Annotated in this window: 14 protein-coding genes and 2 pseudogenes; 13 read left to right on the top strand and 3 right to left on the bottom strand. The window is 38.4% G+C overall.

The annotated features are described in order from the left end of the window. Positions 1-4 precede the first annotated feature (4 nt). Together BUB66_RS09315 and BUB66_RS09310 are read left to right on the top strand one after the other, a co-directional pair. A complete protein-coding gene (locus tag BUB66_RS09315) occupies positions 5-826 on the top strand; it encodes an ABC-2 transporter permease (RefSeq protein WP_073257853.1) in 822 nt (273 codons plus the stop codon). A gap of 90 nt (positions 827-916) precedes the next feature. After that, positions 917-1,435: a cysteine hydrolase family protein gene (locus BUB66_RS09310; protein ID WP_073257851.1), complete on the top strand. Its 519-nt coding sequence runs from the start codon at positions 917-919 to the stop codon at positions 1,433-1,435. 196 nt (positions 1,436-1,631) lie between these two features. On the opposite strand, the gene BUB66_RS09305 is transcribed toward BUB66_RS09310, so the two are convergent. Continuing rightward, a complete protein-coding gene (locus BUB66_RS09305) occupies positions 1,632-2,837 on the bottom strand; it encodes an MFS transporter (RefSeq protein WP_073257849.1) in 1,206 nt (401 codons plus the stop codon). Between the two features lie 365 nt (positions 2,838-3,202). Further along, positions 3,203-3,499 carry a DUF4277 domain-containing protein gene (locus BUB66_RS09300; protein WP_073257846.1) on the bottom strand — a complete coding sequence of 99 codons (297 nt, stop codon included), beginning with the start codon at positions 3,497-3,499 and terminating at the stop codon, positions 3,203-3,205. A gap of 252 nt (positions 3,500-3,751) precedes the next feature. Here BUB66_RS09300 and BUB66_RS12750 point away from each other — a divergent pair, with 252 nt between their 5' ends. The 11 genes and pseudogenes from BUB66_RS12750 (at position 3,752) to BUB66_RS09250 (ending at position 13,022) form a co-directional block, all read left to right on the top strand. Continuing rightward, positions 3,752-3,883: a Dna2/Cas4 domain-containing protein gene (locus BUB66_RS12750; protein WP_084098965.1), complete on the top strand. Its 132-nt coding sequence runs from the start codon at positions 3,752-3,754 to the stop codon at positions 3,881-3,883. 10 nt (positions 3,884-3,893) lie between these two features. Further along, positions 3,894-4,538, top strand: a complete 645-nt coding sequence (gene cas6 / locus BUB66_RS09290) for a CRISPR-associated endoribonuclease Cas6 (RefSeq protein WP_198409428.1) — start codon at positions 3,894-3,896, stop codon at positions 4,536-4,538. After that, positions 4,516-4,632, top strand: a complete 117-nt coding sequence (locus BUB66_RS12650) for a CRISPR-associated endoribonuclease Cas6 (RefSeq protein WP_198409427.1) — start codon at positions 4,516-4,518, stop codon at positions 4,630-4,632. The genes cas6 (BUB66_RS09290) and BUB66_RS12650 overlap by 23 nt, the downstream gene beginning before the upstream one ends. A 41-nt stretch (positions 4,633-4,673) precedes the next feature. Beyond that, entirely contained in the window at positions 4,674-6,701 is a 2,028-nt protein-coding gene (locus BUB66_RS09285; protein ID WP_073257844.1) for a TIGR02556 family CRISPR-associated protein, read from the top strand. Positions 6,702-6,704: 3 nt separating this feature from the next. Continuing rightward, on the top strand, positions 6,705-7,700 hold the full coding sequence (cas7b, locus tag BUB66_RS09280) for a type I-B CRISPR-associated protein Cas7/Csh2 (RefSeq protein WP_073257842.1): 996 nt from the start codon (positions 6,705-6,707) through the stop codon (positions 7,698-7,700). Between the two features lie 14 nt (positions 7,701-7,714). Beyond that, positions 7,715-8,464, top strand: a complete 750-nt coding sequence (cas5, locus tag BUB66_RS09275; RefSeq protein ID WP_244269819.1) for a CRISPR-associated protein Cas5 — start codon at positions 7,715-7,717, stop codon at positions 8,462-8,464. Beyond that, positions 8,461-10,971: a CRISPR-associated helicase/endonuclease Cas3 gene (locus BUB66_RS09270; protein ID WP_073257838.1), complete on the top strand. Its 2,511-nt coding sequence runs from the start codon at positions 8,461-8,463 to the stop codon at positions 10,969-10,971. Before cas5 ends, BUB66_RS09270 begins: the two co-directional genes overlap by 4 nt. Before the next feature lie 35 nt (positions 10,972-11,006). Continuing rightward, positions 11,007-11,687, top strand: a pseudogene (gene cas1b, locus BUB66_RS09265) (type I-B CRISPR-associated endonuclease Cas1b); the annotation flags it as partial. 20 nt (positions 11,688-11,707) lie between these two features. Beyond that, positions 11,708-11,971, top strand: coding sequence for a CRISPR-associated endonuclease Cas2 (cas2, locus tag BUB66_RS09260; protein WP_073257836.1), 264 nt, complete (start codon positions 11,708-11,710; stop codon positions 11,969-11,971). Positions 11,972-12,016: 45 nt separating this feature from the next. After that, entirely contained in the window at positions 12,017-12,778 is a 762-nt protein-coding gene (gene cas6 / locus BUB66_RS09255) for a CRISPR-associated endoribonuclease Cas6 (protein ID WP_073257834.1), read from the top strand. Positions 12,779-12,830: 52 nt separating this feature from the next. Further along, on the top strand, positions 12,831-13,022 hold the full coding sequence (locus BUB66_RS09250; protein WP_143156260.1) for a hypothetical protein: 192 nt from the start codon (positions 12,831-12,833) through the stop codon (positions 13,020-13,022). A 438-nt stretch (positions 13,023-13,460) separates the two neighbouring features. Here BUB66_RS09250 and BUB66_RS12745 read toward each other — a convergent pair. Then, a pseudogene (locus tag BUB66_RS12745) lies at positions 13,461-13,628 on the bottom strand (IS110 family RNA-guided transposase); the annotation flags it as partial.

The following is a 13,628-nucleotide window of genomic DNA, read 5'->3' as shown; positions in this document are numbered from 1 at the left end:
ATAAATGGAACCCATCCTGGAGGTAGTAGGTTTAAGAAAGAGATTTTCCGGATTTGAACTTAGAGAAGTAAGTTTTACCCTTGAAAGAGGCTATATAATGGGATTTATCGGCCCAAATGGGGCGGGCAAGACTACCACTATAAAGCTCATAATGAACCTCCTAAAGAAAGATAGAGGGATAGTGAAGATCTTTGGCTTAGAAAATGTAAAAAAAGATTTGTTGATTCAAAAAAGTTACTTATTCTATTTGATTTTCGTGGCTTTAATTGCGATAATTTCCTTTTCCGGTTTAAAAAGGGGCGATATATTTTTGCCCGTGACATTTATTTTAACTTACGTTTTTATGCAGCACGCATGCTATTGCGACGACAAAAACAACGCCCATTTATTGTTGAATTCCCTCCCCTTATCCAGGAAGAAAATCGTCCTTTCCCGTTATCTTTCACTATTTGTATTTTTTACAATCTCGCTTGGGTTTTGCGCAGCCCTTGGTTGGATTTCTGAATTGATTTTTTCTGATTTTATACATTTTTCATTTCCTGCGGAAGGTGTTGCCGCAGTGCTAGCTGCTGCTCTTTTAATGAACAGCATAGGACTTCCGGTATTTTATACCTTCGGTTATTCAAAAGCGAGGATTGTAAATGTCATTTTATTCATAGGAATCTTCAACGCATTTTTATTTTTGGAATCAGCGGGAAAGTTTATTGCAAATTTTTTCAATAAAGGCAGCTTGTTTTCCGGTTATTTTGTCCTAATTATAGCCTTTTTTATCTATGCCCTTTCGTATTCCGTGTCGGCAAAGATATATTCCAAGAGGGAATTTTAATTAATTTTTCTGAAGGATAAGAGCAAAAAATATAGTATATAATACCCAAAAGAAATTAAATTGGCGAAATATTAAAAGGGGGAAATATAAATGGGCAGAGCACTATTGGTTATTGATATGCTCAATGATTTTGTGGAAGAAGGGGGAAGCCTGTACGTTGGGGAAGCGTCAAGAAACATAATCCCTTTTATAAAACAAAAGATTGAGGAATTCAAAAAAGAAAAATGTCCCGTGATATTCATCTGCGACAGCCATGAAAAGGATGACAGGGAATTTGAGATGTTTCCGCCCCACTGTATTTCTGGGACCTGGGGTAGTATGGTCATAAAGGAGCTGGAACCTGCAAAAGAAGATAAAGTAATAAAAAAGCGCAGGTACAGCGCTTTTTACGGAACTGATCTCGACCTTTACCTGAGAGAGCGGGGGATAAACGAGCTTTATCTGGTGGGCGTGTGCACCAATATATGCGTGCTCTATACCGCCAAGGATGCCAGGGAAAGGGGATACTCGGTAAAAATATACAGGGATGGCGTGGCTTCTTTTGACAAAAGCGTTCACGAATTTGCCCTTCAGGAGATGAAAAACACCCTTGGCTGTGAATTGATATGAATGTTCTTGCGCTAAGCATTAAGGCCCCGGGAAACCACTACCGGCAATCCCGGGGCCTAATGAGATTAATCGAACAGCCGGATGCGGACCCGCTTGAGTTTACATATAAGGTTGCAGTCGACTTTGTATATTATCCTTTCGTTACTTTATAATTTTAACCACGTTCAATACATCATTCCTCCCGATTGAATTTATATTATCCAAGCTTATTATCCGGTTGCGGAAGTTTCTCGTCAACTAATATAACCAAACTTCCGCCCAACAATGATAGAACTGCGGCAACATAATAAGCCGCAACTAAAGAGCCCGTGATATCCCTTATAAATCCGGTGATGACCGGAGCTACTACAGCGGACATCATGCCGAAAAAGTTGAACACTCCCATGGCGGTGCTCGCGGCTTCATTTCCCAAGGTCGATGCGTGGCTGCCGCTCCAGGCTACCGCTATGGGGTCCCAGGACGATTTTCCGATAATTCCGTATGCAATAAGCGATAGGATTATGGCAGATGCGGTTCGGACGTGGGCCATCAAATATAATGTAAGGGCTCCTAAGGGAAAAAGTATTAAGGCTATTTTCTTGCGGCCGAATATGTCCGATATCCTTCCCATAACGAGGCTGGGAATTATGGAGCTCATGCCCGCGATGGCTACGAATAGCCCGGCAAGTTCCATGCCGATGCCGCGCTCTTCCTTAAAAAACGTGGCTCCCCACGTGACTGCGGTCCAGTATCCGTAAAGAGCGCAAAATTGGGCGATATAAAGTAGCAGGAGGTTTTTGTTTTTTAACACTTCTTTTACGGCAAAAAAGTTTGCTTTTGCGTTGCACCTGCTTTCAGCCTCCGGCAGAATTTTTATAAAAAGAAGGGAAAGCGCCATGGTAAAAAGGGCAAGTCCTATGAATATTGCAGAGTAACTCTTAAAATGCATATACAATGGTCCGCTTATCGCAAGGCCGAGGATTAACCCAAACGACATTCCGAGATTTATTATGGCGGCCGATGTCCCCCAGTGTTTTGAATCTACCAACTCGAGCATTATTCCGTAGGCGCAAGGGTAATAGGTTCCGGCTCCAAGACCATGAAGAGCTGCGAACAAAACCAGAAGGCCGTAGCTTTTTCCGAAAAGTCCGAAACAAAAAAGCGAGACTCCTGCAGTTAAAATCCCCAGTACTATAAGACGTTTTTTTCCCACTTTATCCGCGACGATTCCCCCAGGAATTTGCATGGCTACGTAAACCAGAAAATAACTGCTGGTTATCGTGCCGAGCTGGGTATTATTTAAATTAAAATCCCTTCCTATTACCGAGAGAAGCGGATACAGCGAAGTCCTGTCGGCGTAAAGCACGGTCCACCCTAAACTTAAAGCAAATAAAATAAAGTATAGATTTTTGTTGTCTTCCATGTAATTATTTGAACTCCTTTCTTCTAGATACGAAAAAATACCCAAAATATTCTAGCGATTATTATATCACGAGAAACTGAATTTTTCATGGTGGTTTTTTTTAACTTACATTTCGCACCCTTTCCTATAAAACCGATATATTTTTACATCCCCAAAAATGGAAATAATACCCTAAGGTTTGTCGGGGATTAATGGACAATACTACTACCAACCTATACCGGCGGTCAAAAATTTCAGCTTCAAATTCTTTCAGTCTGTAAGGAACTTTATTATGAGGAATACTCTTCCCAGTCCTCTGAAGAAAAAGCTTTTTCTAATTAGTTCTGATACTAGGTTAAATGTGCTTGGAAGGTGTGAAAGGTTATTCATCGTATTATCCATAAAGAAGTTTTGCAGTCCGTATCACCGTGAAGCACTTTTGTGTCAATATTCTCATGTATTACAGCTTTAAGTGCAAGGGTGGAAAAGACTTTGTATAATGCAACTCTCTTTCCCGAGAGGATATTTATTATTATGGCGAGTATGTGTGTTGCCGGAGAGTGGAGGCACTGTTTTTCGTTCCATGTTAGCATTTGGTTTATTGTGTTATGGCACCCTATCTGACGGAATATGGCACTTATTACTGGTCCGGCACCTAATTCTTTCATTTCGAAAAAGTCCACTGCAGCTACCCCTGTCCAATTTAAGCTTTTTTATCATATATACGACAGAGATGGCCAGAGTACCTGCTAGTTTTTGGCACTTAAAAAATTTTTTTTAAAGGTTAAGGGTGCGAAAGGTCAGTTACGAAGTTACAAAGGTGAAATAAAAAATCAAATTTTGTCGAAATATTTTTATTGTCATTAAAAGGATTTTTAGAAAATTTATAGAAATAAGTAAGTGCGAACAAATTTTTTATTAATAAATGATAAAAGGTGTCTTATGTGAAAGAACAGAATTATGAGGAATTGTATACCAGCGGCATAAAAGTGAATTATGTTGCTATATGTCATCGAAAATTGTGGCTATATAGCAGGGGAATGCGGATGGAGCAATTTTTGGATTGAGGGATGATTTATGCGCGTACGCGCCGTTTTTCAAGGAGAAGAACCGGTAGTCTTGCCGTGGAATTATCCGCACCTCCTGCACGGTTATTTGTACGGGGCGATAGCCAGGGCCAACCCCGAGTTTGGAACTTTCCTGCATGAAGAGGGATTTACTGCTGATCACAGGTATAAATTATTAGTTTTTTCTAAGATATTTTCCAAAGAGTCAAAAGCTTTACCCGGTGGGTTAAAAGTAACCCCTCCTCTCACCTGGTGGTTTTCGTCGCCGCTCGATGCACCTATAGAAGCCCTTGTTAAGACCCTGGTTTTGGAAGGCGAGGTTTGCCTCGGGAATATCCGCCTTTATGTGGAGAAGGTGGAGATTGAAGGCATTCCCGATATTTCCGGAAAAATGTTATGCGAAACTATTTCACCGGTGGTAGCTTCAACGGGTGCTAAAAAGGAAGGCAAGCTTGTAAAGCGATTTCTCTCGCCCGATGATGAAGATTTCCGGCGGGTTATCGAAGTTAATCTTTTAAGGAAAGCGAAGGCCCTTGGGATTACTTTCGACCATACGATTAATATTAACATTGAGCCTGTTGGAAAATGGCGTTCAAGGCTTTTTACCGTTCAGGGGACCAACGTGAAGGGTTATGAAGGGCGGTTTTGTGATTGAAGGTGATAAAAATTTAATTCAATTGGCGTATGAGGCAGGGATTGGCGAAAGAAACAGCCAGGGGTTCGGGATGTTCAGGTTTGTAAAGAAATAAACTTTATTTTGTAACATAGAAAGAGATAAGGGGGTGAAAAGGTGATAGAAGCTATAAAGACTCTGGGAGAAAGTATATTGATGACAACAGGCGGCGAATCTTTTTTAAGCAGCATGGTGGATGCGGCGAATAGGGCAAAAAATATTGTAGTTTTAGATTTTGACACAACAAAAGTAGCGCAGCCCAAAGTAGAAACGTGGGGTATCGATTCTGAGAAGTTAGACAGGATAAAGTGGCTTGGCAATGTAAAGGGCAATAAGCCACAGGATAGAATTACCACCGATAACCTTCAATATCTTATTCAGTCCATTCCCAATCTTGCAAGACAACTGCCCGCTAAAAGCACATTAAAAAGCAACCTTCAGCAAATTATCGCAAAATATTACTGTGAAATCCCGGGTTTAAGGGGTGGCGAAAAAAGATATGCCTACCTATGGAATTTAGAAAAGATGAATATGAATGATACTGCTCTAATTCAGAAGAAAAAACGAGACGAAATAAATACGTTGATAGAGCTCTGCGGTTTTTGCACTCCTTCATTTTACGAAGAGTACGCAAAAAAAGATGGGGAAGAGGGACAAAAAGAAAACGTCAAAAAGCTCATGGCTTTGGTAGCGGAAGTCGTAAGGAATTGGCTTGATAAATATTGGGGGATTTCAACAAAGGATGACGTGCTTTTTACGCTAAAAATAAACGGGCATCTTATAGCGGAAGACCCTGAATACCATGAATATCTGGAAAAACAGATGGTCGACGATGTTTTCGAAGATAAGATTAAAGGTCAATGCCATCTGTGCCAAAGGTCAGCAGTGAATATAACTAAAAATTTTACTCGTTTTAGGCTATTAAAATTCTACATCAACGATAAAATAGGTTTTGCCAGCAATTTAATAGAAGCGGGCTTTTTTAAAAATTATGCAGTGTGCGAGGAATGCTACAAATATTTACTTGTAGGGGAGAGGTTCGTAGAGAAACATTTAAAAATGAAATTTGGGGAAGCGGATGTGTATTTGATTCCACAATTTTATCAAAATATTAACCCGCAACAGCTTACACCGTGGGAATGGGCTGACCGACTGAAAGAAAAGGTGGAAAGGCTGAATAAGTTAGAAGCATTGGAGGAATTTCAGGAGAAAATCGCTGATGACCGGTACAGGCAGGTTGGCGATGACTCTTACCTGTTGAATTTTCTTTTTGCAAGGCACCCGCGTGGTTCGGCAGAAGTTAAGGTTCAGAGATTTGTCCAGGATGTACCGCCGCATAGGTTAACAGAATTAGCAGAAGCGTTGAAAGAAGTCAGGGATCTTTTCGGGGAAGGGAAGCTAAATTATCTTGCTATAGATTACATCAAGATATATTATTTACTTCCAATAAGGAAAGTTAGGAATGAACCTCAGATAGGTATTTACCTTGATATGCTCGGGGCGCTATTGAAAGGAAGTTCCGTAAAGCTTATGTACTTAACAAAGCTTTTAATGGAGACAGCAAGGGTACATGTTTTCAATAAATACGAGGCTTATGTCCAAAGAAAGTCAACAAGCGATAAGAGATTGGCGGACGACCTGGGAAAATTTTTGATAAGCGCTCAGTTTTTCGTTTATTATCTCAAGAAATTAGGGATGCTCAAAGAATTGCAAGGAGGTGGCTCGAAGTTGATATGGGAAGATTTAGTCTCGCCCGAGATAAAGGATTACTGGGGAAAAGTGGGACTGGCAGACCACCAAAGGGCTTTATTTCTTCTGGGATATCTTGTAGGCGAAATAGGGAAAAAACAGTTTGATGAAGGTGGAACCAAGCCGATAATAAATAAAATAAATTTCCAGGGCATGACGGAAGCTAAAATAAAAGTGCTAGCCTCTGAAGTTTTAGAAAAACTTTATCAGTATAAGATATGGAAGTATAAAGAAGGCATGTATGCTGCTATGAAAGAACTACTAGATAAATCTTTGGGGAAATTTGCATCTCCGGAAGATAATGTTTTTTGGATATTATCCGGTTATGCTTTTTCTACAGCTCAGGCCCTAAAGGGCAAAGATGAAGAAAAATTGGAGGAAGAGGAGGATGCGTAAGCCATGGATTTGATAAAGGTTAACAGCGAAATTTTATATTTATACGATGCTAGGATGTGCAACCCCAATGGGGATCCAGATGATGAAAATAAACCCAGGATGGATTATGAGACTGGAAGAAATCTCGTAAGCGATGTGAGGCTAAAAAGATACGTGCGGGATTTTTGGATAAACCAAATTGATGAGTGGTGGCTCAATTTAGGATATGCAATGCCTCAAGACGTGTGGGTCAGGAAAATAGGGGACGAAGTCGAGGAACGGGTGACTACTGCAAAAGAGCGCATTGAAAATTTAGCAAAGGATTTGGGATATAAGGCTAAGGAAGCTTCTAAAAACAAGGAATTTAGGGAAAAATTGCTAGAGAAACTTATTGATGTGCGCTGTTTTGGAGCAACTATGCCAATCGGAGGAGAGGAAGGAGGAGCTGGGAGCTCGGCTACCTTTACTGGTGCTGTACAATTTTCGTGGGGATATTCGTTGAATAAAGTTGAACTTTTACCTTCGTCTACAATTAGTTCCCATTTTGCTGGCAGGGATGTGGGTGAGAAAGGGCAGTACGGCACTTTTGGCAAAGACTGGCGGGTAAAATATTCGCTAATTGCCTTTTACGGCATTGAAAGCGCGTGGAGGGCTAGAAAGACGGGGTTTTCTGAACTCGACCAAAAGGTACTCGACCATTCGCTTATAAAATCCCTTATGTTACTTTCTACAACCAGGAGCAAAATAGGCCAAAGTCCACAATTTTTAATGAGGATAGAATACAAGGACGATACAACTATATTGGGGGATTTGAGGAATTGGGTCGGCATAAAAAATACAGAAGGGATAGAAAACATCAAGCAGGCAGAGCTAGTTTTCGACCCGCTCTATGAATTGATTAATAAAAGTCAAGATAGAATAAATAAAGTTTATATATGGGTAAATTCTGAATTTAAGGAAGGGGAGGTTTTTCGAAGCAAGCTCGGCGGTGACTTGGTCTCGGAGTTGTCTGTATGTTAAATGAGGTGAAAGAGATGAAAAGTCTGCTTTCTGTGGACCTGGCAGGCAAGATGGCACATTTTAGGAAATTCTATGCGAATTCTTCTTCTTTGTCGTACCCTTTTCCGCCTAGGACTACAATTGCCGGTATGTTGGCTGCCATTTTAGGAAAAGAAAGGGACGGATATTATAGTCTATTCTCATTGGAAAAAGCAAAAATAGGGATTAGAATAATGAAGCCTGGGCGAACGATAATGCAGACGGTAAACTATCTCGATACAGATAAAGAAGGTATTAGTAAATTTTTGGATGGTAACAGAATGCGCACTCAAGTACCTCTAGAAATAATATTTCCAATGGATCTAGATAGTGTTTTGATTTATAGAATTTTTTTCATGCATGAGGATCATGGCATTATTAAAGAAATTTATTCAATGGCAAATGAACAACGCACGAGGTTTCCTTTATACTTTGGTTTGACTGAATTTACTGCATGGATTCAAAAAGTTTATCTTTACGAAAAAGAAGATTTTGAGATTAGACACAATAATGGAAAAGAGGCAAAAATTTTTACTGTATTACCTATAAATTATATTGAGGAATTTTCGAACATAGAATCGGGATTGAGAATTCACAAGGATAGAATTCCTATAGATTTTACATCTGAAAGGCAGTTAAAAAGAGCTGATTCAGTAATATGGGAAGCTGTTGGGAAACCGCTGAAACTCAAAGTGAGAGGGGAAATTTTTAAAACACCAGAGGAGTGCGGGGTTTTCCTGGAATGATTAAGGAGTATTATTCTCACCCTGGCCGTTTGTTAAAAGAGCACCTTAAATACGTGGGGGAAGAAGCGGGGAGGATGCTTGATCATCCAGCTCTTCCCGCAAGATCCCTTTTGAGTAAAGCAGCGCATTTTACAGGGCTTTCGCATGACCTAGGGAAATTTACTACTTATTTTCAAAAGCACTTAATGGGAGAAAAGGTAGGAAATAATACGAGCAACCATGCCTTTATTTCAGCTACTTTGGGTGCTTATATAACGATTAAGAGGTTTGCTGATTTTCCTGACATTCTGGGGAAGGAGTTTATCCCTCTTTTGTGTTTTCTTGTTATTCACAGACATCATGGAAATTTAAAATACCCGCGCGAGCTTTTGCCGCGCACTAGAAAAAGTCTCAAAAAATGGCCTGATGACATAAAAAAACTCGATAATGAATTTTATAGTTCTTTTAAAGTAATGAAGGATCAACTCAAAGACCTTTACATTAATTGGGATTGTATTTATTGTGATCTAAAAGAATTGGGAATCGCCGTTGAGGTGGGAGAATTTTTAAAAAATCAACCGGTAGTCGAAGTTTTTACTGAATTAGAAAACATGTATTTTAAACTAGAGGAATTGTCCAAAAAAGATGAGGGGATGGCTGCACGAATTTGTTTATGGGGACAACTTTTGTTCTCTGCTTTGGTTGATGCTGACAAATTTAGTGCGGCTGGCATGGAAAGGTTTCCAAGAATCCATATACAGGAAAATATAGTAGAAAAATACTTATCTCAAAACTTTCCAAAACCGCGCCATGAACTAGATAAGTTGCGAAGTGAATTTCATAAAGAGGTAAAGGAAAAGGTAAGACAATTATTAAGTGAGGGTATTGAACGGCGTTTGCTTTCCATAACGGCCCCTACGGGAATGGGAAAAACTTTTGCGTCATTGGATGCAGCGCTGAGGATAAGAAATGCGCTGGAAGAAAAATGGGGCAAGGAATATGCGCCACGTATAATATATGCGCTTCCGTTTATAAACATTATCGAGCAAAATTACGAGGAATACCATAAGGTTTTATCGTCACAGCTTGGGAGAGAATACGAATCTTCATCCGAGCGATACCTTCTAAGGCACCACTACCTTGCCGAAGTATCTTATTCTGTAGACGATGAAAAAAAGTCTGTAGAAGAAGCACTGCTATTGACAGAATCTTGGGAAAGCGAAATTATTGTAACTACCTTCGTTCAAGTATTTCAAACAGTAATGGGGTACAGAAACAGATTTTTGAAAAAACTTCATAATTTTATCGGATCTGTGCTAATCCTTGATGAGGTTCAAAGTATACCCCTGGAGTATTGGGATATAACGAATAAGGTTTTCCAAATTTTATGCAGCGAAATAGGAATAACTATACTACAAATTACAGCAACACAACCCATGATATTTAATAAGAACTGTATTAGCGAGCTATGTGCCAACTACAAGAAATTTTTTAAGTACCAGAATAGGACGGTTCTCAGTGTAGACTTAGAGGAAAAATCGCAGGATCAATGGACGGAATGGGTATTGGAACTTTACGAGAAATATGGTTCAGTGATGGTAGTTGTAAATACCATTAGATCAAGTATAGACTTATATAAAAAGATAAAGGACAAAGTTAAAATTTTAGGAATAGAACCTTATGGATTTACTGCTCCCCAAGCTGATGAATGGCTGGTATATCTTTCGACCAACATTACGCCGAATCAGAGGCGAAAAAGGCTAAAAGATTTGAAAAACCACCTTAGGGACGATTGCGGACGTGCCATTTTAATATCGACTCAGGTGGTAGAGGCAGGGGTGGATATCGACTTTCCATCGGTAATAAGAGAAATAGGTCCCTTTGATTCAATTGTGCAGGTTGCAGGCCGTTGCAACAGGGAAGGGAAAATAAACGCGGGGCTTGTTTATGTTGGATTTTTGGAAAATGGAAGAGCTAGCCATGTATACGGAGGGGTGCACATTACAGCCGCGAGAAATATTCTGAAGGAGATTCAAGAAAAATATTCAGGGAGAATAGAAGAAAAAGATTATATGGAAATTGTTGAAAAATATTTTAATATAGTTAAAAAAAGTAGCTCCAAAGAGCAGTCGTGGAAATTCTGGAATGCTTATACAAAACTTATATACGACTCATTAGAACAAGAAGCCTTGAGTGAATTTGACCTATTGGAACGTCTAAACCAAATTCCTGTTTGCGTTCCCCTTACTGCTGAAGATGAAGAATGGCTTTTAGAAGTATACACAAAAGAAGTCCTAAATGAAAAAAAGCCTTTTATGGAAAGGCGGCTTGCGGCAATAAAGTACAAAAAGAAATTTCATGATATTACTATAAGGCCTTTGCTTAATAGGGCAGAGAATAATCTCCCTATTTCTCTTAACGAATCAGGAAGTATAAGATGGGTTCCCATTCGCGATCGAGAGTCTTTCTACGACATTGAATGGGGTTTTAAATGGCTTCCAGAGGAAATATCTGCTTGGTGTTTTTAAAAGTTTAGAGGTGAAATCATGGTAAATGGAAACCGAAGGAATTTGTAAAAGGGGCAATTAAAAATATACTTCAGGTTGTTAATTATTACAAAAATAGGGGCAAGGATTTAGAAGATATAATCAGTAAAATAAAGGAATTAGAAACAAAGATAGATGATTTAACACAAATTGACGAAATTATGGCGATAGAAGGGAATATAAGAGAAAATTATTACTCTTCGTTTGATAGAATACTAGAAGATCCTGATTTTGAGTTTTTTAAAAGAAGCAAAAGACCTCCGGAAAACAACTTGAATACTCTTATTAGCTTCGGTAACTCCCTTGTTTATACTATAATTTTAAGCGAGATTTATAAGACACACCTAGATCCAAGGATAGGTTTTTTACATTCAACTAATTTCAGGCGTTTTACTTTAAATCTCGATATTGCCGAAATTTTCAAACCCATTATAGTTGATAGGGTTATTTTTACACTTATTGGAAGAAAAATTATTAATAGGAATGATTTTGAAAAGGATTTTGAAGGTCTTATACTGAAGGAAAAGGCAAAAAAAGAATTTATAAAGGAATTAGAAGCAAAGCTTTCCGCTACATTCAATCATAGAGAATTAGGGAAAAATATTTCTTATAGAAGGCTTATCAGATTAGAGTTTTATAAGTTAGAAAAGCACCTTATGGGAGAGAAAAAATACGTTCCATTTGTGGCAAAGTGGTAATTTGGAGGATTTTATTGAGTATGTTTCTCATTTTGGTATATGACGTAGGAGAAAAGCGGGTCGGAAAAGTGCTAAAAATATGCCGCAAGTACCTTACCTGGGTACAAAATTCTGTTTTGGAGGGAGAGATAACGGAAGCAGCTTATAATAGATTGAAAATGGAGCTAAAAAGGGTAATAAAAGAAGATGAAGATTCGATTATATTTTATATATTGAGAACGACTAAATATTCTGAGAGGGAAACTATGGGAGTAAAAAAAGGTGGAGAAGAGATGTTCCTTTAAAGAATCGCTCACATGATAATAAAAGTTTAGAAAGAAGGAGTAATAATGAGGGTGAGGATTTCTTTTTCTTCAAGAGAACCTTTGATACTGCCAATTAATTACAATTACATAGTCCAAGCATTTATTTATAAAAACCTAAGCAGAGATTTTTCGGAGTTTTTGCATAATCTGGGATTTAAATTGGGCGGCAGGAGTTTTAAACTCTTTACTTTTTCGAGATTGCTTGGACGATTTGAGGTTTTGCAGGGTAACAAGATCAAAATATATTCTCCATTCGAGCTAATAGTTTCTTCGCCAGTTGATAGGTTTATAAAAGATTTTGCAAGTTCGCTTTTAAAAAGTAATGGTCTTGATTTGATAGGACAGGGCATAGAAATAAATGGGATTTCCGTTTTGTCAGAGTTAGATGAAGAAAAATGTAAAGATGGATTATTTATTAAAATGCTTTCACCTGTAGTTGTCTATAAAACGTATATTGATGATAGGGAGAGTAAGAAAACATATTATTTCAATCCTAAAGAAAATGAATTTGCTGTGCTGGTCAGAGAAAATCTACTTAAAAAAGCTAAACTGCTGAATATTTGTGATGTGGATAGTTTGAATTTTAAAATAGAACCTGCATTTAAGATGGATCAAAAGTACTGCAAAATAATAAAATATAAAGGAACGGTTGTTAAAGGTTGGATGGGAATTTATAAAGTTTTTGCAGATTTTCCGTTATTAAAGGTTGCGTATGATACTGGATTGGGAAGCAAGAATTCCCAGGGTTTTGGCTGTTTTGAGGTAATAGAAAGCAAAAGTTTGTGAAGGAGTAATATGAGTAATTATGAGGAACAAAGAATGTCGGGAAGGCAGAAAAATGTTTTTGTTAATTTCCCACGAAATTGATGAGATCCAGGAAAAGCAAGCGAAAGAATTATATGGGGTGAGATGTTTTATTAGACTGCCGGAAGAACTCCAGGAGGAGTGGTCTAATATACCTCACGAAATGGACGAGGTTAGAGATTATATAAGTGACATTAAAGAATTTATAAGGTTCAGGCAATATTAAAAATGTCGTCGATCTCCAGTAATGCAAAAACCCCCAGGGATCGACGACTTGGCAAAAATGCTAATAGTGATAGAATTTATGTGGGGGAGAAGGATTTTATGTATTTTTGTCGAATTATTTATTGAAAATTAAACCAATCTATTTTCTCTTTAAATCTTTTATTTTTTAGCCATATTACGGGTTTTTAGCCTACCTATAAGGGATTGAAACTATGTTTTTCGATGCGTTGGAAGCGAGCCGACTACCCGTTTTTAGCCTACCTATAAGGGATTGAAACCCTATCGCCATGTTAGAGCCGGCCACGATGTTAAAGTTTTTAGCCTACCTATCCTGAAAATAATGTTCCGAAAAAAGGCAATAAAAAACTAAGCCCATATCCAACTGGAAAAATATGGGATAAAAAAATCTATATCGACGTAATGACAAAAACCTAAAAATCTAAGATGCTACCGTTTCGACCGTGACCTTCAAACCTAAAGATTCAAGCTTTTTCAAAGACTGCCGTATAACCATGTTGCGCCTTTTCTCTTCGTAATAATTGGGGCCCAGTTCAATATAAGGTTGCTTTCGCTTGAGAATATGGTAAACTATAGTCAGGATGCTGTG

The sequence above is a fragment of the Caldanaerovirga acetigignens genome (genome assembly GCF_900142995.1).
GTDB classification, from domain to species: Bacteria; Bacillota; Thermosediminibacteria; order Thermosediminibacterales; family Thermosediminibacteraceae; genus Fervidicola; species Fervidicola acetigignens.
The sequence above is the reverse complement of the archived record's forward strand: the minus strand, read 5'-3'. Positions and strand labels throughout refer to the sequence as shown.